21 protein-coding genes are annotated in these 21,800 nt (G+C 52.6%); 12 read left to right on the forward strand and 9 right to left on the reverse strand.

From position 1 onward, the window contains the following. Positions 1-7 precede the first annotated feature (7 nt). The 4 genes from PJE062_RS15675 to PJE062_RS15690 all read right to left on the reverse strand — a co-directional run bounded on the left by PJE062_RS15675 (position 8) and on the right by PJE062_RS15690 (position 5,136). Positions 8-1,813: an SEL1-like repeat protein gene (locus tag PJE062_RS15675; RefSeq protein ID WP_008550733.1), complete on the reverse strand. Its 1,806-nt coding sequence runs from the start codon at positions 1,811-1,813 to the stop codon at positions 8-10. Positions 1,814-1,910: 97 nt separating this feature from the next. Beyond that, a complete protein-coding gene (locus tag PJE062_RS15680) occupies positions 1,911-2,870 on the reverse strand; it encodes an SEL1-like repeat protein (protein ID WP_008550497.1) in 960 nt (319 codons plus the stop codon). Positions 2,871-3,022: 152 nt separating this feature from the next. Further along, positions 3,023-3,874, reverse strand: a complete 852-nt coding sequence (locus PJE062_RS15685) for an SDR family oxidoreductase (RefSeq protein ID WP_008550477.1) — start codon at positions 3,872-3,874, stop codon at positions 3,023-3,025. 20 nt (positions 3,875-3,894) lie between these two features. After that, positions 3,895-5,136 carry a ubiquinone biosynthesis hydroxylase gene (locus tag PJE062_RS15690; protein ID WP_008550227.1) on the reverse strand — a complete coding sequence of 414 codons (1,242 nt, stop codon included), beginning with the start codon at positions 5,134-5,136 and terminating at the stop codon, positions 3,895-3,897. Positions 5,137-5,263: 127 nt separating this feature from the next. On the opposite strand from PJE062_RS15690, the gene tesB reads away from it, so the two are divergent. Next, positions 5,264-6,145 (forward strand): acyl-CoA thioesterase II, encoded by an 882-nt coding sequence (tesB, locus tag PJE062_RS15695; RefSeq protein ID WP_008550619.1) that lies wholly within the window; start codon positions 5,264-5,266, stop codon positions 6,143-6,145. 88 nt (positions 6,146-6,233) lie between these two features. Further along, complete coding sequence (locus PJE062_RS15700) at positions 6,234-6,614, forward strand: VOC family protein (RefSeq protein WP_008550624.1); 381 nt, start codon at positions 6,234-6,236, stop codon at positions 6,612-6,614. Positions 6,615-6,700: 86 nt separating this feature from the next. On the opposite strand, the gene PJE062_RS15705 is transcribed toward PJE062_RS15700, so the two are convergent. Beyond that, positions 6,701-7,384 (reverse strand): TlpA disulfide reductase family protein, encoded by a 684-nt coding sequence (locus PJE062_RS15705; protein WP_008550307.1) that lies wholly within the window; start codon positions 7,382-7,384, stop codon positions 6,701-6,703. A gap of 29 nt (positions 7,385-7,413) precedes the next feature. On the opposite strand from PJE062_RS15705, the gene argH reads away from it, so the two are divergent. From argH to PJE062_RS15730, 5 genes are all read left to right on the forward strand, one after another. Further along, positions 7,414-8,814 carry an argininosuccinate lyase gene (gene argH, locus PJE062_RS15710; protein ID WP_008550290.1) on the forward strand — a complete coding sequence of 467 codons (1,401 nt, stop codon included), beginning with the start codon at positions 7,414-7,416 and terminating at the stop codon, positions 8,812-8,814. Positions 8,815-8,953: 139 nt separating this feature from the next. Then, positions 8,954-9,223 carry a lipoprotein gene (locus PJE062_RS15715; protein WP_008550189.1) on the forward strand — a complete coding sequence of 90 codons (270 nt, stop codon included), beginning with the start codon at positions 8,954-8,956 and terminating at the stop codon, positions 9,221-9,223. A 48-nt stretch (positions 9,224-9,271) separates the two neighbouring features. Beyond that, positions 9,272-10,543: a diaminopimelate decarboxylase gene (gene lysA, locus PJE062_RS15720; RefSeq protein ID WP_008550368.1), complete on the forward strand. Its 1,272-nt coding sequence runs from the start codon at positions 9,272-9,274 to the stop codon at positions 10,541-10,543. A 96-nt stretch (positions 10,544-10,639) separates the two neighbouring features. Then, entirely contained in the window at positions 10,640-13,285 is a 2,646-nt protein-coding gene (locus tag PJE062_RS15725; RefSeq protein ID WP_008550318.1) for a TIGR02302 family protein, read from the forward strand. A 131-nt stretch (positions 13,286-13,416) separates the two neighbouring features. Continuing rightward, positions 13,417-14,040: a TetR/AcrR family transcriptional regulator gene (locus PJE062_RS15730; protein ID WP_008550357.1), complete on the forward strand. Its 624-nt coding sequence runs from the start codon at positions 13,417-13,419 to the stop codon at positions 14,038-14,040. Here PJE062_RS15730 and PJE062_RS15735 read toward each other — a convergent pair. The 4 genes from PJE062_RS15735 to PJE062_RS25835 form a co-directional block, all read right to left on the reverse strand. After that, positions 14,037-15,365: a S41 family peptidase gene (locus PJE062_RS15735; RefSeq protein WP_008550604.1), complete on the reverse strand. Its 1,329-nt coding sequence runs from the start codon at positions 15,363-15,365 to the stop codon at positions 14,037-14,039. The genes PJE062_RS15730 and PJE062_RS15735 overlap by 4 nt on opposite strands. A 183-nt stretch (positions 15,366-15,548) precedes the next feature. Beyond that, positions 15,549-15,947 carry a response regulator gene (locus PJE062_RS15740; RefSeq protein ID WP_008550372.1) on the reverse strand — a complete coding sequence of 133 codons (399 nt, stop codon included), beginning with the start codon at positions 15,945-15,947 and terminating at the stop codon, positions 15,549-15,551. Positions 15,948-15,962: 15 nt separating this feature from the next. Then, a complete protein-coding gene (hpt, locus tag PJE062_RS15745) occupies positions 15,963-16,508 on the reverse strand; it encodes a hypoxanthine phosphoribosyltransferase (RefSeq protein ID WP_008550534.1) in 546 nt (181 codons plus the stop codon). Further along, positions 16,505-17,620 carry a zinc-ribbon domain-containing protein gene (locus PJE062_RS25835; protein WP_157039193.1) on the reverse strand — a complete coding sequence of 372 codons (1,116 nt, stop codon included), beginning with the start codon at positions 17,618-17,620 and terminating at the stop codon, positions 16,505-16,507. The genes hpt and PJE062_RS25835 overlap by 4 nt, the downstream gene beginning before the upstream one ends. 269 nt (positions 17,621-17,889) lie before the next feature. Between PJE062_RS25835 and ftsE the strand changes: the two genes are divergently transcribed. The 5 genes from ftsE (at position 17,890) to PJE062_RS15775 (ending at position 21,797) form a co-directional block, all read left to right on the forward strand. Further along, on the forward strand, positions 17,890-18,549 hold the full coding sequence (gene ftsE / locus PJE062_RS15755; protein WP_037037255.1) for a cell division ATP-binding protein FtsE: 660 nt from the start codon (positions 17,890-17,892) through the stop codon (positions 18,547-18,549). Between the two features lie 25 nt (positions 18,550-18,574). Beyond that, positions 18,575-19,615, forward strand: a complete 1,041-nt coding sequence (locus tag PJE062_RS15760) for an ABC transporter permease (RefSeq protein WP_037037258.1) — start codon at positions 18,575-18,577, stop codon at positions 19,613-19,615. A 101-nt stretch (positions 19,616-19,716) separates the two neighbouring features. Beyond that, positions 19,717-20,424 (forward strand): YdcF family protein, encoded by a 708-nt coding sequence (locus PJE062_RS15765; RefSeq protein WP_208608888.1) that lies wholly within the window; start codon positions 19,717-19,719, stop codon positions 20,422-20,424. 64 nt (positions 20,425-20,488) lie between these two features. Then, positions 20,489-21,268 carry a 1-acyl-sn-glycerol-3-phosphate acyltransferase gene (locus tag PJE062_RS15770; RefSeq protein WP_008550395.1) on the forward strand — a complete coding sequence of 260 codons (780 nt, stop codon included), beginning with the start codon at positions 20,489-20,491 and terminating at the stop codon, positions 21,266-21,268. A gap of 157 nt (positions 21,269-21,425) precedes the next feature. Beyond that, the gene (locus tag PJE062_RS15775) at positions 21,426-21,797 is read left to right on the forward strand and encodes a hypothetical protein (protein ID WP_208608887.1); all 372 of its coding nucleotides are present in this window, start codon (positions 21,426-21,428) and stop codon (positions 21,795-21,797) included. The last annotated feature ends 3 nt before the right edge of the window (positions 21,798-21,800 follow it).

Consider the following 21,800-nt stretch of genomic DNA (forward strand, 5'->3'; position numbering starts at 1 on the left):
TTGTGGTTTAAGTGGGCACGACGGGAAGGAATTTGAACCTTATTGGTGCTTTGGTTGGGTCTGATTGAGTGTTGGTTTTGAGATTCTTCATGAGGTTTTTGGCTTTGCGTTCGGCTTGTTCTATCTCATTTGCATTCAGGTGATCTGCTGCTTCTTTTTGGACCTTGAGTGCAGGTTTACTGCCGTTCTCTGCTGCGATGTAAAACCAGATATAGGCACGTTCAATGTTTTGCTTAACTCCGCTGCCTTTGTAAAAAGCAAGACCGATACGATACTGGGCTTCTAAATAGCCCCGTTCTGCGGCATGCAAGACCCATTTTGCAGCTTCAACTTCGTCCTGTGGTACGCCCAGACCGATGGCGTAAACTCTCCCTAAGGCGAACTGTGCTTTGGCATGGTTTTGCGTTGCGGCGAGGTAATACCAGTTTGCAGCTTCAGTGTGGTTTTGCTCTACACCAACTCCATCTTCGTAGGCTCTCCCGATCCGATATTGAGCCTCTGCATGGCCTTGATTAGCGGCGAGACGGACCCACCTTGCAGCTGTGGCTTCGTCCTGCTCTACCCCTTGTCCAGTGGCATAAAGGAACCCGAGGTTATACTGTGCGTCTGGGTGGCCTTGCTTTGCGGCGAAGTGATACCACGCCGCGGCTTCTGCCAGGTCTTGGGATATTCCTGTCCCATTAGCGTACATAACTGCGAGGTTATACTGCGCATCAACCACCCCTTGCTCTGCCGCACGAATATACCACTTCAAAGCTTCATTGTAGTCCTGGTCTACGCCCAGACCGATTTCGTATATGCGGCCTAGATTGAACTGAGCGTTGGCATGCCCTTGCTCTGCGGCCAGACGGAACTTTTCTGCAGCTTTGGGGTAGTTCTGCGAGGTTCCTATGCCGTTGGTGAAAGTGCGACCTAGGCTATAATGGAACCCGGCGAGGTGTTTCTCTGCAGCTTTACGATAGTCCTTCGCGATATCGGCATAATGCTGCTTCAGATCTTCGCCAAGATTGGAAATTTGGTCCAGACTTCGGTGTGCACCCATATTCCCTTGTGAGGCTGCTAGAACGTACCATTCTTTGGCTTTTTCGTAATCTCGTGATACTCCTCTTCCGTCGGCATATATATGGCCCAGCTCAAGTTGGGCGTCAGCGTTTCCCTGTTTTGCTGCTTTGAGATACCATTTTTCAGCTTCCTGATAGTCTTGTTGGACACCTTGTCCATTAGCGTACATGTAGCCAAGTTCCAGCTGTGCTCCGCTATGGCCATTTGATGCGGCGCGACGGTACCATTTTTCAGCTTCACTATAGTCTTTTGGTACACCTTTTCCGTCGTGAAACAGGAGTGCAAGTCTATATTGGGCCGAGGCATAACCTTGTTTGGCCTTATGCAAAGTCCACATCGTGACTTTGTCATCGCTTTGCGGTCCGATTAGTCCTTTATTGAAGAGGTACTCCAACTCACTTAGCGCTTTTGGATGCCCTTTGTCAGCTGCGAGCTGATACCATTTTTCGGCTTCTTTGAAGCTTTGAGGGACGCCTCGTCCTTTGTGATACAAGTCGGCAAGGCGGTATTGAGCGCTGACGTGACCTTGCTCAGCGGCTAAGCGAAACCAATTTGCAGCCTTGGTATAGTCCTGAGGGACACCTTGTGCCTCTTCGTAGAGAATTCCAAGTTTGTATTGAGAATGAAAGTCACCTTGCTCGGCGGATGCCGAGATGGTTTTGAAGTCCTCTGCATAGGCCGGGAGAATGACTTGGCCGGGCAATAAGATGACCAAAGTTGCCAGAGCTAACTTCAACTGCCGCAATTGCATACTTCCCCCCGAATCTGCGTGGCTTAAACAATAGCAGAAATTACAATTTTAAAATTTGATTATAGCTGCCGTTTCAGGGGGTAAGCGGAAAGTGCTATTATCTATGACTAAGCGACGGCAGGCCTTGGCTTTTTGCGTACATCTGCTCAAGGAAAAACTTGGCCTCAGCGTCACCCTGCTGCGCTGCAAGTCTGAACCATTTGGCCGCAAGAGCGTAGTTTTGTTCTACGCCTTTTCCTGTGTAGTAGAGCCGTCCAAGATTGAACTGTGAATCAACAAAGCTTTGGTTCGCGGCAAGGCGGAACAAGTTTGCTGCCTCAGTATAGTCTTGTAGAACGCCATTTCCGCTGACATATAACGAGGCTAGATTGTGCTGAGCGATAGCCTGACCTCGTCCGGCTGCAAGCCGGTACCATTCTGCCGCTTTCTTGTAATCTTGCTGAACACCTTTGCCTGTTTCGTATCTGTGCCCGAGAAACTGCTGAGCTTCAGCATCTCCTTGCTTTGCTGCAAATTGGTACCAAGCAGCCGCTTCTGTGTAATCCTGTGGTACGCCGACACCTTTGTCGTACATGCGTCCTAGGTTGAACTGAGAGCCAACCAAACTTTGCTCTGCAGCCAGAATGAAGAATTCTGCTGCTTTGGCGTAGTCTTGTGGCACTCCTTTTCCCGAAGAGTACATTACTGCGAGGTTATGCTGAGCTTCGGCAATGTTCTGTTTTGCTGCAAGTCGATACCATTTAAGAGCGTCGGTATAGTTTTGACGTACACCTCTTCCAACTTCGTACATTCGCCCAATGTTATATTGGGCCTCAGCATGGCCCTGCTTAGCTGAGCGGCGATACCACTCAGCTGCTTCTGTGAGGTTTTGAGGGATGCCTAGTCCATTTCTGTATATCTGCCCCAAATTGAACTGTGCTACCGCATCACCTTGCTGGGCAGCTTCCATTACGGTTTTAATATCAAAACCGTAAGTTGGATTAGATATGAAATACGACATGAGAAGCAGTAAAGCCTTAAGGCTCGTGTACTTGGACCGTGATGGAACAGTTTTCATCCGCAAACCTGCAAAACAAACACAGTAAATTATTGTTTCTACAATGAAACATTGTGACGACAATCACCAGGTAAAATTGCGCGCTCCGCCTAAAGTTAGGCAAAGTTCAACTTCTGAAAACTTTGAGAGCTACTTGCCTTTGCCGGCACTATTCACTCCTCCGACTTCGCTGAGCTTCTCAGGATTACGTCTACCAGTGATGTTGGCAGGATGCGGCGGAGGAAGGCCATGATGTGGGTTGGGGTGGTGACGTAGTAGCGGGCCTTTGCAGTGGGAGCCTCGATGGCGTGGGTGAGTTTTTTGACTACGGCATCGGGTTGGAGCTTGAACTTTGTGGTGCCGCCTTTGGCGAGCATGGTGAGGCGGCGGTTGTAGCTTTCGCGGAAATGAGAGGCGTTTTTGGCGTCCTCGCCGATCTCCTTGAAGAACATTTTGACGGCGGTTTTGGAGAACTCGGATTGAATCGGACCCGGTTCGATCAAGGAAACCTGTATGCCTGAGCCATGTAGTTCCAGCCGTAGGGTGTCGGTGTAGCCTTCCAGAGCGAACTTGGTGGCGTTGTAGGCGCCGCGGTAGTCCATTGCGACGAGACCAAGAATGGAAGAGCATTGTACGATGCGGCCATGGCCTTGTTTGCGCATCATCGGAATGACGAGGCGTGTCAGCTCGTGCCAGCCGAAGAAGTTGGTTTCAAACTGTCGGCGCAGGGCATCTGTTGGAAGATCCTCAACAGCGCCGGGAAGGCCGTAGGCGCCGTTGTTGAAGAGGGCATCCAGGCGGCCGCCTGTGATTTCCAGAACTGACTCAACGGCGGACTGAATAGATTCGGTATCGCAATAATCCAAATGGAAGGCGTCAAAGCCTTCTGAGCGCAGGCGGTCTGCGTCCTCGGGTTTGCGACAGGTGGGAAAGACCTGCCATCCTCTGTCTCTCAAAATGTGCGCGGCGGCATAGCCAATGCCGGTGGAACATCCGGTGATGAGGATGGAGCGTTTGTCTTTCACGTGTATGACCTAAAACAGGATTAAAGCGGGTTGCCGAGGAGCAGTTTTGGGGAAGGGCCGGCCATGCCTGCTGCTTCGCCGATGAAGTGCTTTTTCAGGAATGGCATACGCTCAACAAGACCAAGGCCGAGATCGCGGACAGCGCGGACAGGATCGATGTTGTTGGAGAACAGTCGGTTCAGCACATCGGTGGTCATGCCCATCTGCCAAGTGTCGAAGCGGCGCCAGCTCTGGTAGCGTTCCAGAATGTGTGCTGCACCGATATCGAGGCCGAGACGGTGGGCGTCTACGAGCACCTCTGAAAGGGCTGCAACGTCCTTGAAACCGAAGTTGAGGCCCTGTCCTGCAATTGGGTGGATGCCGTGGGCAGCGTCGCCTGCCAGAGCGAAGCGGTTGGTGACGAAGGAGCGGGCCAGCACGAGGTTGAGCGGGAAGGCCTGACGTGGGCCATCCAGTTTGATTTCACCCAGATGATGACCGAAACGGCGTTCCAGCTCGATCTCGAAGGTGAACTCATCGCCATTGACCAGACGGTTGGCTTCGTTGGTTTTTTCGGTCCAGACGATGGAAGAGCGGTTGCGCTTCAGTGGCAGGATTGCGAATGGGCCGGATGGCAGGAAGTGTTCTTCTGCGCGGCCATTGTGTGGGCGTTCATGCGCGACAGTGGTGACGATGCCGCTCTGGTTATAGCTCCAGCGGTTGCAGTGGATACCTGCCAGGTCTCGGAGTTTGGAGCGCACGCCATCTGCTGCCACGATGAGGCGGGACTGGATGGTTTTGCCGCTACCAAGCGTGATGTTGACGTGAGCCGGTTCGACGGCGAAGTCTTTGACGCTGTCTGGTGCGAAGATGTGAACACCAGCATCTGTGGCTGCATCATGCAATGCGCCGACCATGTGGTTGTTCTGCACCATGTGAGCGAAGGGTTCGCCTTCATCAACATCGCCTGCAAATGTCAGGAAGACAGGGCGCACGCTGTCGTGCAGCTTGCTGTCTGTGACGATCATTTCGGTGATTGGCTGGGCTTCGTCTTCCAGCTGGTACCAGATGCCGAGCTGATCGAGCATACGAACGGCGCCTGCCGCGATGGCGGAGGAGCGTGGATCGTTCTCAATTGCTGAACGTGGGCGAAGGTCGACGAGGGCGACTTTCATGGAAGGTTCTGATTGCTTCAAAGCAAGTGCGAGCGAGAGGCCAACATAACCGCCGCCGCCAATGGTGACGTCATAAAGCTCTTCAGTGGCGGTTTGCTTCTTGCTCATAGAACTGTTTCCTGTAATCGTTTGCCCGATAACCATTAGGTTAGCCCAATTGATCGTTGACACTATCGATATAGCGCCACACTACTCACATGCAATCGAAATCACTACAAAAATAGGTTTGTCTGCAATGACGAAGGCTGTTGAAAATCTACTGGACCTTTTGGATCTGGAGAAATTAGAGGAAAATCTGTTTCGCGGGACAAGTCCACAAAGCGGCTGGCAGCGTGTATTTGGTGGACAGGTGATTGGTCAGGCCCTCGTTGCAGCCTCCCGTACGGTTGGCGCAGAGCGGCAGGCAAACTCGCTGCATGGGTATTTTCTGCGTCCGGGTGATCCGAAGGTGCCGATCATCTATGAAGTGGACCGTATTCGCGATGGTGGCAGCTTTACCACGCGGCGCGTTGTGGCGATCCAGCATGGCCATGCGATCTTCTCCATGTCCGCTTCCTTCCAGCGCGTTGAGACGGGCATGGAGCATCAGATTGAGATGCCGGATGTGCCAATGCCGGAAGACCTGATGCCTATCTCCGAAATCTCCGATGAGTTGATCTCCAAGGCGCCGGAGCCGGTTCAGAAATACTGGAAGCGGGAGCGCCCGATTGAGCTGCGTCCGTTGGATCTCGGGCAGTATTTCTCTCGCAAGAAGCAGGAGCCGGTGCAGCATGTTTGGGTACGTGCGGCCTCCAAGCTGCCGGATGATCCACGTATTCACCAGTGCGTGCTGGCGTATGCTTCGGATATGACGCTGTTGGATACGGCCCTGTTCCCGCATGGCATCAACGTGTTTGTGCCAAATCTGCAGGTGGCGAGTTTGGACCATGCCATGTGGTTCCACAGCGATTTCCGCTTTGATGAGTGGCTGCTTTACACGCAGGATAGCCCACGCTCAGCTGGTGGCCGTGGTTTCAGCCGTGGCAGCCTTTATACGCGGGATGGCGTTCTGGTGGCTTCTGCCGTTCAGGAAGGCCTGATGCGGATGAGGGATCGTCCGGTGCCGGGTAAGGGGTAAGATCAAAGATATTGCTCGGTGCAAAGGCTATTCTGAGGTTGCAGCAATCTGTTTGTTTCTTTGATTTTCAAGATAACGGGGTGTGAGCATGTTTAAGCCCAATAGCGTTATTCTCTATGTCGATGACGTTGAGAAAAGCACCGAGTTTTATACGGACGTCCTGCAAAGTGGCCCGATTGAGAGGTTTCAGGAGTTTTCTCTGTTCTCTTTGGGAGAGGATGTCACTCTCGGGCTACAATCCGCGGAAGGGATTGATCCGAAACCTCAACCATCCTTTGGAGGGTTTGAGCTTTCGCTGAGTGATGTGAGCCGGGAAGAGGTAGATCAGGTTTATGCCCTTTGGAAAGAGAAGGGCATTCCTATCCTCATGGAACCTGTCGATCTGGATTTTGGCTACACGTTTGTTGCAACCGATCCTGATGGGCATCGGTTGCGGGTCTGCGCGACTGATACGACAAACGTGAGTTAGTATCTCTAACCGAAAAGCGATGTCTGCCTTTTGGCAATATGCGATAGAGCCTGCTTCAGAGAATTTGAGGCAAGCTCTTCAGCTCTTTAATTTGCCTGAGCGGTTTTGTGTTCTTTTTGTCCGGCCAGTGCGGCGTTAACGAGGGTGAAGGCTTCTGGCGCTGCCCAGTCGGCAGGGCCGAACATGGTGCCGATTTCGCAGCCGTCTTCACCGATCATGATTGTGCTTGGCAGGCCTGGAGCTTTGCCCTTGGTGCGCAGGTCGTTGAAGGTCTTCATGGTGTGGTCTGAGAAGTAGGCCAGATCCTTCACCCCGATATCATTCAGGAACTTCAGCGGTTTTGGATTGTTTTCGCCGCGATCCATGTTCACAGCGATGACGTTGAACTCTTCGTTGCCGGCTTCACGCTGCAGTTTGTCCAGATGAGGCATTTCTTTGCGGCAAGGGGCGCACCACGTGGCCCAGAGGTTGAGCAGTTTGGTGCCTTTCAGATCCGCCATGGTGATGAGGTTGCCGTCTGCATCGTTGAATTTCAGCTCAGACAGATTCAGAGGCTTCTCAGCAGGCAGAAAAGCGGCGACTTCGCCTGTGGTCAAACCCTTGAGATTTTTTGCGGTATTCATTGAAGAAGAGCAGGCGAGGGCTTGTGGATCCTCACTTTTTTGCTGATTAAGCGCCCATACAGCTCCGCCTACGACGACAAATCCAGCTAATGCTGCAATAAGCCCTTTTCCGAGGCCGAACTTTCCGGTAACTGTCAGTTTCTTCATATTAAACCCAAATCATAATGAGGCTAGACATGAGCAACCGCATGTGGGGGGGCCGTTTTGCGGAAGGGCCAGATGCAATCATGGAAGAGATTAATGCTTCCATCGATTTTGATCGTAAGCTCTACCGACAAGACATAGCCGGATCCAAGGCTCATGTTAGCATGTTGGCTGCACAGGGCATCGTTAGCGCAGAAGATGCCGAAAAGATAGCTCAGGGTCTAGACACAATTCTGTCAGAGATCGAGGAAGGCACCTTTACCTTCTCCCGTGCGCTTGAAGACATTCACATGAATATCGAAGCGCGTCTGGCAGAACTGATTGGCCCGACCGCTGGCCGTCTTCATACAGCTCGTTCACGTAACGACCAAGTTGCCACAGATTTCCGTCTTTGGGTACGCGACTCTTTGGACGATCTTGAGGCACAGGTGACAGACCTGATGCAGGCTCTTGTTGAAAAGGCTGAAGAGCACGCTGCCGTTGTGATGCCGGGCTTTACACACTTGCAATCTGCGCAGCCGGTGACATTCGGCCATCACTTGATGGCATATGTAGAAATGTTCTCTCGTGACCGCTCCCGCTTGCAGGATGCGCGTGCGCGTATGAATGAGAGCCCGCTGGGCTGTGCGGCGCTGGCTGGTACATCCTTCCCGATCGATCGTGAGATGACTGCGGCTTCACTTGGGTTTGACCGCCCAACAGCGAACTCTCTGGATGGTGTTTCCGATCGTGACTTTGCGATTGAGGCGCTGGCAGATGCTTCCATCTGTGCGATGCACCTGTCTCGTCTGGCAGAAGAAATCGTGATTTGGTGTTCTGCGCAGTTCGGTTTCATCAAGCTTTCCGACAAGTTTTCGACCGGTTCTTCCATCATGCCACAGAAGAAGAACCCGGATGCAGCTGAGCTGATCCGTGCGAAAACGGGCCGTATCTATGGCGCGCTGAACTCTCTTCTCGTGATGATGAAGGGGCTGCCGCTGACTTACTCCAAGGACATGCAGGAAGACAAAGAGCAGGCGTTTGACGCTCTGCCAAACCTGTCTCTGGCGCTTGCAGCCATGACCGGCATGATGCGTGACCTTGAGCCGAATGTGAAAACGCTGAAGAAAGCGGCGGGTTCTGGCTACTCCACTGCGACTGATCTGGCTGACTGGTGTGTGCGTGTGGTTGGCATGCCATTCCGTGACGCTCACCATGTGACTGGTGCACTTGTTAAGATGGCTGTCGATAAGGGCGTAGACCTGCATCGCCTGACATTGGAAGAGATGCAGAGCGTTGAGCCGAAGATCACTGACGATGTCTACAGCGTTCTTTCCGTTGATAAATCTGTTCGCAGCCGTGTCTCTTATGGCGGCACCAGCCCGGTGAATGTGCGCAAGCAATCCCGCCGTTGGCTGAAGCAGCTTGAGCGTGAGCAGAAGACGGAAAAGTAAGTCTGTTCCATGGATGATCTTGCAGTCACCGTTGTTACGGTGCAGAAATAAAACTTAGAGTGGGCTCGGGTTCGTCCGAGTCAGTCATTAGGTCGAATTTCTGGTTTGGTAAAATCATCCAGATTGGAGCAGAGAAAACATGAGCTCGCAAGGCATGAAAGACATTACAAAAAGCCGTAGTTCCAAGCTTTTGATTGGCCTCACAATTGTTGCACTCGGTCTGAGTGTTTCCGCTTGTGGGCGTAAAGGCAGTTTGGAAACGCCAAGCCAAGCTCGGGCGACTGCAGATGGTGCACCGCCACCCCTGAATGATGCTCCTGCGCCGCAGATTCCGGATGAGAAGGACGAAAGTCTGTTTCTTGATCCGCTGATCGGTGCGGACGAAGATGATCCAGACTTCAATTTTTAGACTGGTTCGTTAAGCCCGTCTGGGCAGAGCCAGCGCAGAGGACCTACATTGCATTACTTTGAGTTCAAGGATGGCGTGCTTCACGCTGAAGACGTTGCGCTGACTGAAATTGCAGCGGAAGTTGGAACCCCATTTTACTGCTATTCCCGCGCAACCTTTGAGCGTCACTTCAAGGTTTTTGACGGTGCGTTTGATGGGATAGATCATCTGACCTGTTATGCAATGAAGGCGAATTCCAACATCGCCATTCTGACGGTGTTGGCTAAGCTTGGCGCTGGTGCGGACGTTGTTTCTGAAGGGGAACTGCGTCGGGCGCTGAAAGCGGGCATTCCTGCGAACAAGATCGTGTTCTCTGGCGTTGGCAAGACCCGTCAGGAAATGCGCTTTGCGCTGAACGCAGGCATCCTGTGCTTTAACGTGGAATCCGAGCCTGAGCTGAAGCGTCTTTCTGAAGTTGCTTCTGAGATGGGCAAGACTGCGCCAATTTCTCTGCGCATCAATCCGGACGTTGACGCGAAGACCCATGCTAAGATCTCTACTGGTCTGGCTGCGAACAAGTTTGGCATTGCTTGGGACCGTGCGCGTGCTGTTTACAATGAAGCTGCGCAGCTGCCGGGCCTGAAAGTGACCGGTATGGACATGCATATCGGTTCTCAGATCACTGAGTTGGGTCCGTTTGATGATGCTTTGGAACGCCTTGGTGTGCTGATTGGCATGCTGAAGGAAGATGGCATTGAGATCGAGCACCTTGATGTAGGTGGTGGTCTTGGCATTCCTTATGGAGGCGGAATTGAAGCGCCGCTGCCAACGGAATACGCAAAGATCGTTCGTAAACACATTGAGCGTCTTGGCGTTACGCTGATTACTGAGCCTGGCCGCCTGATTGCAGGAAACGCCGGTATTCTCGTAACCGAAACGATCTACCGCAAAGAAGGTGAACCGAAGAACTTCGTCATCGTGGATGCTGCGATGAACGATCTGATCCGTCCAACCCTTTATGAGGCACACCATGACATTGGTGCGGTGAGCGAAGAGCGCCAAAATGGTGAGCAGATGCTGGCGGATGTTGTTGGGCCAGTTTGTGAAACCGGTGACTACATTGCTCGTGACCGGGAATTGCCGAAGTTTGAGGAAGGTGATCTTCTGGCGGTTTATTCCTGCGGTGCTTATGGTGCGACCCAATCTGGCACGTACAACACGCGTCTTCTGGTGCCTGAAGTTCTGGTTGATGGCGACAAGTTTGCGATCATCCGTCAGCGCCCGAGCTACGATGAGTTACTAAATCAAGACGTTGTGCCGAACTGGGTTGAAAAGGCTTAACTCTGTTTGAAAGCCCCTTAGGTTTGCCAGATTGCTGATCTACGTTAATCGCCGTATGCTTAAAAGAAAAAGCAGGCGGCGGTTAGCGAGGCCTATGTGACCCATCAGAATGAGAATGGCGGCAATAAAAACCTAAAGAATGCCATAGCTTCAGCAAGTGAATTGCGAGAGCATAAGAAGCATTATGGCGATGGCTCCGTGGCATCCGGCCTGTGGCAGTCCCTGTTTTCTCAAAGATTACCCTATCGATTGAAAAGGCTGGCTTTTAAAGCGCGGCTTTATTTGTTTTGGGAGCGGTTCTGGCCTGCCATTCAGATGCCGCTTATTGTTGCCTGTCTGTATGTGGCTGTCAGCTTCTTAGGGCTGTGGCAGCTGCTTGGGTTTTATGGCTCTGCTTTTGTTTCCATCCTGTTTCTCGCTGTTTTCATCTGGAGTTGCTACCCGCTTTTACGTCTCAGACTGCCCAGTGAGGCGGAGGGATTGCGCAAGGTTGAGCTTGCCAGTGATCTGCCGCACCGACCTTTGCTCTCCTACAAAGATGAGCAGGCAACCGGGATGGATGACGAGGAAGCGCTGGCGCTTTGGTCTGCCCATCAAAAGCGGCTGCGTGAGCGATTGAAGAACCTGCGCGTTGGAGGTGTTAATCCGCGTGGCTTTACCAAAGATCCTTACGCTCTGCGGGTTTTTGCCGTTATGTTACTGGTGGTTGGCTATTCTGTTTCGGATGCGAACCGTTGGTCCAGCCTGTTGGCGCCGTTCCAGTCTCAGGGCGTGGGCAGCGTTCTGCCTGCGCGTATCGATGCGTGGGTGACGCCGCCGGCTTATACGGGTGAAGCGCCTGTGTTCCTAAGTGGGGATGCCAATCAGCTGAGGGATTCCCGAGACGCACTTTCCATTGCCAGTGGCAGTGAGGTGCTGGTTCGGGCGCAGGGAACGGGCGATTTCTCGGTTATCTATTTCTCCTCTCGTGGTCATGAAGTTTTGGAACCGGAACGGGTGCAATCCGGTGCTGGTGAAGGTTCTGAAGAGCTGACAACGACGGAATGGCGCTTTCCGCTGAACTCCAGTGGACGTCTGCAGATTTTGCAGGATGACTCGCCGACTTACTCCTGGAAGATCGCCATTCGTCCGGATTTGCCACCGCGCATTCGGTTGTTTGATGATCCCGAAGAACAGCTTTCCGGCAGTTTGAAGCTGACCTATCTGGTGCAGGATGATTACCGCGTGGTCTCTGCCGAAGCGATCATGGAGAAGGTTCAGCGCGGGGATGATGAAGAACAGGGGCGCTCTCTGGTGGAGGCGCCGCGGTTCAATCTGAGCCTGCCGCCTAAAGATTCCAAGATGGCGGTTGGGCAGACTTTTCAGGATCTGACTGCGCATCCGTGGGCTGGGTCTGAAGTGGCGCTTGTGTTGGTTGCCCGGGATGAGGCTGAACAGGAAGGTCGCTCGCAGCCGGTTTACATCAAGCTGCCGGAGCGCCGGTTCAACAAGCCTTTGGCCCGTGCTGTTGTGGAGCAGCGCCGTAACTTGGCAATGAATGTTGAAAGCTACCCTCAGGTGGTGGATGCGCTGGACGTGCTGATGATTGCACCGGAGCGGTTCATCGATGATGCAGGTTCTTATCTGCCGCTGCGCTTTGCCTATGCCGAGTTGGTTGCCGCCAAGACGGATGAGCAGCTGACGGATATGCTGGACGTGCTTTGGAATGTGGCGCTGACCATTGAGGATGGTGGCTTGTCTGCCGCTGAGCGAGCTTTGCGTGAGGCGCAGGAAGCCTTGCGGCGCGCTTTGGAGCAGGGTGCTTCGGAGCAGGAAATTGCTGAGCTGATGAGTGATCTGCGCAAGGCGCTGGATGATTATCTGAAATCCATGGCTCAACAGATGCGCGAGAACCCGCAGCAGCTTGGCCAGATGCCGATGGATGAGAACTCCCAGCAGATCACACCTCGCGATCTGGATGATATGCTGCGACGCATGGAAGAGCTGGCGAAAACTGGCTCTTTGGAAGCGGCTCGTGAACTGTTGGCGCAAATGCAGCAGATGCTGGAGAACATGCAGAACGCGCAGCAGCAGCAACAGGCCCCAAGCCAACAGCAGCAGGAGATGTTGCAGGCGCTGGAAGACCTTGGTGAGATGATCCAGAAACAGCGCAATCTGATGGATGAGACGCATCGGTTTGATCCGGACAGCCAGCAGCGTCGGCCCGGTCAGCGTAATGAGCAGCAGAACAAGCGTGGTCAGGGCGGTGAGATGACCAATGAGGAGGCGCAGCAAGCCTTCCGTGATTTGCAGCAGCAGCAGCGCAACCTTTCTGATGACCTGCAGAAACTGCTCGATAAGATGGCCAATAGTGGCGCCAAGCCGAGCAAGGATCTGGATAGCGCAGGCAACTCCATGGAGGATGCTGGAGAGGCGCTGGGGGCTCAACAGGCTGAAGAGGCTGTTTCTGAGCAGAGTCAGGCGCTGGAATCCCTGCGCAAAGGCGCTCAGCAGCTCGCAGAGCAGCTTGCCGGACAATCTGGTGGGCGAGGGCAGGCAACCAACTCTCCGCTTAATGAAGACCCACTGGGGCGTATGCGCCGTGTGGAAGGACCTGAGTTTGGCAGTCAGGTGAAAGTGCCTGATGAGATTGAGGTTCAGCGGGCGCGACGTATTCTGGAAGAACTGCGCCGCCGACTTTCTGATCCTGACCGTCCGCAGCTTGAGCTGGAGTATCTGGAACGGCTGATGAAGCGCTACTGATCGGCGGCTTCGGGATGCTTTAATGAATGCTTAGAAAACTGGATTGACCTCGATACTGCTCCTTCTGGTTTTCTTTGCCATTTGGCGGCTCCTTCATTGTGGTGCCTGCTTTAGTTCCTATACTTCGCTCCATGAGCACAGACCCATGCAAACCTGAAGTTCTGGCGCACATCATCGAAGACGTGATGGACGACTGCATCCGGGTGTTTGTGCTCAAGGGGCTGGAAGCGTGTTCCATGGAGGACTTCTATCAGGCGTGCGGTCCGCATCGGGCTTATGTGGAGGAGCATTTCACCACCAAGCATGACTTCTGTGCGGCGATGCTGATGTGGTGGCTTAACAGCGTGTTTGCTGAGCTGAAGAGCACCATCTCCCTGCATTCCAACCTGCGTGCTGCTGTTGAGGCGGTGCTTTATGAGTTCATCGATATCTGCATAAACCATCGTGAGAGCAGGCATGCTGATAAGTTCTGCGTGCTGGACAACATGACGTTGTTTGACGAGGAGCTGCTGGCCAAGTTCGCGATGTATTATCAGGAAGGCGTCAAGCACTTCCGGCTGAAGTTCGTTGATCTGAAAAGCGAGCTGAAAGACCCTGATGACATCGAAAAGCTGCTGATCTTCTATGTGATGATCATTGAAGGGCTCTACGTGCTCGTGCGCCGTGGCTTCTCCCGCGAGATGCTCTTCGAATACGCCGACATGAGCCTGCATACTCTCGAGTTTTATGAGAAGCGGCCAAGTGATCCGAGTTAGGCGCTAATGGTATTTGCCGCTAGCTGCTGTGCAAGTGCCAGTACCGGGTCTTTGCCTTGCTGGATATCTTCTGCGGTGGGCATGACCGGGTGGTCTGGCTGGACGCCAATGCCTTCGAACTGGGTGCCATCCGGAAAGGCTGTTCGTTTGGTGGAGACCATCAGTTGAGTGTGGGGCAAGGGGGCTTCGAAGTAGGGCTGGCCGGTTGAGCCTGCGGATGCCTCGCCGATGATTGTTGCGCGGCCGGAATGTTTGAGTGGGATCAGAAGGTCCTCGGTTGCTGAGCAGCTGCCAATATCAATCAAAACAATCAGTTGTCCTCGGAAGGGCTCGGTATCGACCGGGATGGTTTCACCGTTTGTGAGCTGGTTCATGGTCGTGGTTTGGGCGTTGGGCTGTTTGTGGTGTGCAGAGAGTTTACCGTTTTGGAATGCAGCCAAGCTTTGCTGTGCTTTTTCCAGTGCTGTGAACTGAGGTGTGCGTTCCTGCCAGATCGGGATTGGCGCAAGGCAAAGTTTCTTCATCAGCCTCATAGGTGTATCTCCACCACCATTGCCGCGCAGGTCGAGGATCAGAGGTGAGTGGTTGTCGAGCTGACTGAGGAAGGTGAGGGCCTGTTCTTCAAACTCTGGCTTTGCGAAGCTGCCGATGATCAGACGTGGATGCTTACCTGTGGTGTCGAGCTTAGCCTTGTTCTGGTGCTGGGACGGATTTGTTGCTTCTTTGCGGGAGACCTGCAGTTTTCTGCCATCAGCAAGGGTGAGATCAAGCTGATCTGGAAAGAGAAAGCTGTACCCCCGCAAGAGATTATAGGTGGCCGCTTCTGGTTTTGAAGCACTGACGAACTTTGTGTAGTGCAAGAAGAACTCATCTGCAGGGAGTGCGTTGACCTCTTTGATCACATCTCCGAGGTGCAGATCTGCTCTTGTGGTGCTGTAAACTGTCCAGACCAGATTATGAGGTTCTGCTGCTGAAGTTGGCAGAGGGCGGGCCCAGAAGCCAAAGCTGGCGTTCTTTTGAAGCGTGAAGTCGATGAAGAGCGTATGAGCGTTTTGCAAGTGGGCAAGATAGCCTTGGGTTGCCAGCAGGAAGTCTCGACGGTCCTGCAATTCTTCCAAGGCGTTGAGGTAATCAAAATAGAGATCAGCGTTGCATAAGTCCGGAACGTTTTCCCAATGTGCGAAACAGCTTTCAATAGCCTGATAAATCCGGCTTGCCGCGTAGTGCTTTAAGGCATGTGAGATTGGTGCTGCCGGGTCATCCAGCTCTTCTAATGCCTGGGATAGCACTGGAGGTTCAGCACTATCTGCTGATGCATCTTCCATGGAAAAGCTCGCTCAAAATCAGAGATAAAGTATGCAGATAGAAGATCAGGAAACTGTAGATTTGTACAGCTTTCAGGCTCAAAGCTAAGCGTAGATACACAAAACGCGATCGCTCGGGGAGGGATCGCGTTTCAGAAACTTTATTGGGCTCTTTATCCGAAAACCGGATGACGCTTTTCAGCGTTATGCAAAAGCGGATTGCGGAGAGCTTTCTTCCTCACCTGCCAAAGCTGTGGTGACGGCTTTTCTAACTTCTACCAATGAAAATGGTTTGGTCAGAACGTCCTTCACGCATTTGCCGACTTCTTCAGAGCGTTCACGCTGGTCTGCGTAACCGGTCATCAAAAGGATTGGCAGGCCCGGATAGCGAGCGCTGCTTTGCATAGCAAGTTCGATCCCATCCATCTCCGGCATTCTGATGTCGGAGAGCAGAAGGTCAAACTTGCCCTGCTGTTGCAGCAGCACAAGAGCGGCTTCGGCGCCATCTTCCACGGCGGTCACTTTGTGCCCGTCCAGCTCCAATGCACGTTTTACAAAGGCGCGGACCGCATCATCGTCTTCCGTCAGAAGTATGTGAGCCATTATAGCCCCCCTCGTTTACTCGTCACCTTCCTGCGGCACGTAGCCGATGAATGGCAACTGTCTCCATGCATGCCCCATGTCCATGCCATAGCCGACAACGAATTTGTCCGGGCAATCGAAGCCCGTGTAATCCGATTGGATATCGGCTTTTCTGTGACCAGGCTTGTCCAGGAATGCAGCTATCCGGACAGACTTGGCTCCACGATCGGCGATCATGTCGCGTGCAAACTTGAGTGTGCGACCAGATTCGAGAATGTCATCAATCAAAATGACGTCGCGTCCGGTTACATCGCTTTGGATATCGCGGAGGACTTTGATCTCTCCTGACGACACCGTCCCACTTCCATAACTTGAAAGGTGTAAAAATTCCATTTCCGGAACGGAACCTACTCTGTGCAAAGCACGAGCAAGGTCAGCTGCAAAAATGAAGCTCCCTTTCAAGACTGCTACGAGGAGGAGGTTGTGAGGGTTGTCCTGTGCGATAGCTTCTGCGATCGCTTTTACGCGACCAGCAATAGCTTCTTCATCAAACAGCACGCGGATTTCCGGGTTACCGGTCATCTAATGCTCGCTCTTTTCTTTTGGCGCTCAACAAAGCGCAATTGAATGTCGGCGGCTCGCTCTGGCGGATTATTCAACCGAGCTCTGAACCGTGTTTTATCACCTGGTGCAAGCCAATCTTCTCTTGGCTCAACAATCCAGGAGTGTATCTCTTGCGTATCCTGAGAGCGTAAGGCCAGCTTGATCGCCGGAATGTACGTCTCGCTTCTTGTAATATTCTCTACAGAGCCTTCCACAACAAGCACGACAGAGCCGTCCTCAACCTCACGGAAGGTTCTCAGATCCTTAAATACAAGACCACGCAGATTTACGGTCATACCAGCCAACTGGTAAAGACCAGCCAAATCGGGGAAGGTTCTTACTACAGATTCACGGTATTGCACCGCTGCAAAACAGAGTGCGAGTGAAGCAGCAAGAAGGCTCGCTCCCAGCAGGCCTTTCGCGCTTATAACACCTGATTTGCGGGATGACTTAGTTTTTTTTCTAGATCTTCCGTTGGGCTTTTGGGATTTGCCCTCAGATTTCTTCTTGTCTTCTGCTTTGTCCTCGTCAGAACCTGCTGGATCTTCAGAGGCTTCATAGGAATTGCTGGCACCGGCTGCGGACTTTTCGCTGGTGTCCTCATCCTTAGAACCATTTGAATCTGAAGAGTCTTCTTTGGGTTTTACGGCAAGATCTTCTTCAGAGAATGCTTCGTGACGCTCTGCTTTCTCTCCGATACCGGCCCAATCGGTTTCGTCGAAACCTTCGGAAAAGGAGGGTTCTTTGCGGTCGTCATCGGGTGTTGAATTGTTGTGTACTTCGCTCTGTGCGCCCAGGGCTTCAGCCCAGTCGTCTGCTGTTTCTTCCTCGCGTGAGACATGCCAGATGTGGTTGCAGCTGGCGCATTTAACTTTGCGGCCAGTGTCTCCAACCTTGTCAGCGGGGATCTCATAGGCAGTATTACATTGAGGGCAGATAATTTTCATCGAGCGTGGTCCAAAGCGATTTGCCATTAATATGGATTGGCTAAACCGCTTAAATCCTTCATTTTCTAGCGTATTCTCTCCGCAGAGCAGGCTGGGAATACGTCTCAGAGCCACCAGATATGCAATATACTCACAAGTACTCAAAAGGGCAGGCTTTGACTAGCCTAAATACAGGGGCTTGGAGTTAGATTGAGTGCCTAAACTAATTCTCTTGAACCTATCAGGGCATTTATATGCTTAATGAAGTGTTAATTTATTCAAGGGATATCCAAAGGAACAGGCTCGCATAAATTTGCAGGGGTAATCTCACTCTAAAATTGAACGCGAGAAAATTATTTTTTAGAGTGATTTGCACGAGTTTGGCCTCATTGTTCTGATAAGGCGGAACCTCACGTCTGCTAGGGGAATTTTCGGTGATACGCTTTGAGAATGTGGGACTTCGGTATGGAATGGGCCCTGAAGTGCTTCGGGATCTGACCTTTTCCATTGAGCCGCAATCTTTTCAGTTTCTCACTGGTCCTTCAGGTGCTGGCAAAACCAGTTTGCTGCGTCTGCTGTTTCTCTCCATGCGCCCGACACGCGGGCTGATCTCCGTTTTTGGTAAGGACACCACCAAAATCACCAAGTCAGAGCTGCCTTCGATGCGTCGGCGGATTGGTGTGGTGTTTCAGGATTTCCGCTTGCTGGACCATCTGACCACCTACGAAAACGTGGCTCTGCCGCATCGCGTGGCAGGGAAGTCCGATGCAGAGTATCGTCCGGACGTGATTGATCTGCTGAAGTGGGTGGGGCTGGGTGACCGTATGCATGTGCTGCCACCGGTGCTTTCTGGCGGTGAAAAGCAGCGTGCTGCGATTGCGCGGGCGTTGATTACGCGGCCAGAAGTTCTGTTGGCGGATGAGCCGACGGGTAACGTGGATCCGCCACTGGCGCGTCGTTTGCTGCGTTTGTTCATTGAGCTGAACCGGCTTGGCACCTCCGTGGTGATTGCGACCCACGATTTCCATCTGCTGGAGCAGGTGGAAGCTCGACATCTTATTCTCAACGACGGGCGGTTGGCTGTTCATGACTGATACTCAGCAAAGACGAGAGCCGCCTATGTCAGGCCCCAAGAGAGCGCCAGCTGGTCAGAAAAGACCTGGACCGCCTCGCAAAGGGCCGCCGAAAGGCAAGGGCAAAGGTGGGCGTCCGGTCAAAAAGGCTGCTCCCGCTAAACCCTCTCCGCTGAAGTTTCGTTCCCGAGAAAAGCCAGCTCCGATTGTTCCTCCGCAGGCGATATCTGGTCAGGCGCTCATGCTCGTTGTAGCGATCATGAGCTTTTTGGCGTGTCTGACGGTTGGTTTTGTGGCCATCGTCAATGATGCGGCCAATGACTGGACCAATGATCTGGTGCGTGAAGTGACGGTGCAGATCCGTCCTGCTGATGGCGTAAACATGCTGCAGGAGATTGATCGCACATTGGCGCTGGTTCGAGAGTTTCCGGGTGTCGGGGAAGCGCGTGCTCTCTCTGATGAGGAAACCAAAGGATTGCTTCAACCATGGCTGGGCGCCGGGTTGGAGCTTGAGGAACTGCCGGTTCCGCGATTGGTTCTGGTTGAGATCAATGATCCTGAACTGCTGGATCTTGCCGAGATGAAAGCGCAGATTGAGCAGGACATCCGGGCTGCATCGGTTGATGACCACCGCGTCTGGAACCGTCAGCTGTCAGCCATGGCAAACACTGCGGTTTTGGTGGGCTTTGGTATTCTGGTGCTCGTGCTGTTTTCTATGGTGCTCTCCGTCATTTTTGCGACGCAGGCAGCGATGTCCGGCAACAAGGATGTGGTGGAAGTGCTCCACTTTGTTGGGGCAGAAGTCAGCTTTATTGCTTCTGAGTTTCAGCGGCACTTCCTGTGGCTTGGGCTTAAAGGCGGAATCATTGGCGGCACGATTGCGGCTGTCAGTTTCCTGATCATCGGTTTCTTTGGAAGTTCCGATGTGACCTCAGTAAGCGGAAACCAGGTGCAGGCGTTGTTTGGATCGGCTCAGGTGGGCACGATTGGTTATCTTGGCGTTGTTGCCGTTGTGGCTCTGGTGGCGGTGTTGACTGCGCTCACATCCCGTCTCGCTGTCCACAGACATTTGGCAAATATGGATTAAGCGCCGTTTTCTTCCCATTTTCGCCAGTTCTGATATGTAGTCAGGAAATAATTCGTTCAGGTTTGTGGCTATAAGCATGTAGCCACATCATGGAGCATTCTTTGAATACGCGCGATACTGCGGCCAATTTTAAAGCACCCGGTGAGCAAGAACCGGTATCAGCCAGCGCTGGGAAGCGTTCTGGCCGGAAGTCGTTTGTGCGGCGCGCAGTCCGTTTCTTCTTTCTGTTGTTTCTGATTTGCTCCGTTGCATTTGCCGCTGGCTTCCTGTGGTTTGTGGAAGTTTTGCAGCCTGCTGTTCAGGCTGTTGTTCCGAAGCACGCGGATGGCATTGTTGTTTTGACGGGTGGTCGTGACCGGATTTCGCAGAGTCTGGATCTGCTAGAGACCGGTAGCGCAAAGCGGCTTTTGATCTCCGGTGTGCATCCGTCGACGAGTGCTAAGCAGATTGCTCGGCTTAACTCCAAGCGTATGTGGCTGTTTGATTGCTGCGTTGATCTGGACCGGAAAGCGCTTAACACGATCGGAAATGCTGAGGAAACGGCGAGCTGGGTCAGAAAAAATCAGTTCAACTCGCTGCTGGTGGTAACCAGCGCCTATCACATGCCTAGAGCATTGGCAGAATTGCAGGTTCGCCTGCCAGAAGCTGACCTTTATCCAAGTCCTGTCTACCATAAAGAGCTGGATTTGGAGCATTGGTATGAAAGTTCTTCAATAACAAAGCTTCTCCTGCGCGAATATGTGAAGTATATCCTCGTTCGGCTGCGAGTTGAGCTGGATACTGTCTTTCCGGTAAAACACTCCTCTTAACTTCGTAAAGTAAACTCTGAATTCGCTTTGGCGGGGGCCATGCGGATATGGTTGTGAAGGTATTATGATCGTCCTGCGTTCTATTCTCTTCAACGTGCTGTTTTACATCAGCACCTTGATCATCATGCTGGCATGTATGTTCCTGTTTGTGCTTCCTGTTCGGTATTGCTGGTGGCTTATTCCGTTCTGGGCACGGACAGAAAAGTTCTTGCTGCGTTGGGTTGCAGGGGTAAAGTCTGAAGTGAAGGGATTGGAAAACATCCCTGACACAGGCTGTATCATTGTTTCCAAACACCAATCTGCCTGGGAAACTTTTGCGCTTGCAGAGTATTACCGTCAGCCGACTTATATTCTGAAGAAGGAACTGCGCTACGTTCCGTTCTTTGGTTGGTACCTGATGAAGTTCCGCCAGATCCCAGTTGATCGCGGTAAGAAGGGCAAAGCGCTCTCAGAGATGTCCAAGAAGGCTGCTGAGGCGATTGCTGAAGGCCGGAACATCGTTATCTATCCAGAAGGTACGCGCCGCCCTGCAGGGGCTGAGCCGCAGTACAAGTACGGCATTGTGCACCTTTACAAGACGCTGAACTGTCCGGTTGTTCCAGTTGCGCTTAACTCTGGTGTGTATTGGCCGCGCCGCCGGTTCTTCCGTTTCCCTGGTACGATCACAGGTGAGTTCCTTGAGCCGATCCAGCCGGGCTTGCAGCCTGATGAGTTCTTCAAAACTTTGCAGGAACGCATCGAAGGTGCTTCGGATCGTTTGCTGGATGAGGCTGAAAAAGCGACGCCAGATAACATCATCATTAAAGAAGCCCGTGCACGACAGGCAGAATATAAGAAAAAATAAAGATTTTGCGTGGAAATCAGATGTTTCAAAGGAAGAAGGCCGCCTTTGCCTTAAAGGCGGCTTCTTTTTTGACAATGCTCTGGCTCAACTTGTAATATGTTCGCAGTTTGTTCTATAAAGTACTATGGGAAGTAGCAGGAGAAATCAGGAGAGTGCGTTGCAGTACTCGTTGTTTGATGATCACTTGCCGAGTGGAACGTCTCCACGGGTGTCAGAAGAGTTAGGAGCGGGCAGTCAGTTCAAGTACTGGTCTGGCGCCTCTGGCCATCGTTACCTCTTTACCCGGATCTCTCCGGAGGAGGTTGCTGACTACGCGGAGAACCTGGTTCTGATCACAGACAAGAAGAGCGAAGCGGTTCTTTGGCTTGGCCACCAGGGTATGTCGAATGACAAGACCCCGATGCCAGCGCTGAAACCTTCGCAGGATGCATACGTACATCTTTTGGCTGAAGACAGCGCGGAGAGGGATCGCGCTCATAATGATCTGCGTACGGGGATCTTTTCTTATATCAAGCCGGAAGACGAATAGTCC

It is taken from the genome of Pseudovibrio sp. JE062 (assembly GCF_000156235.1).
Lineage (GTDB): Bacteria > Pseudomonadota > Alphaproteobacteria > Rhizobiales > Stappiaceae > Pseudovibrio.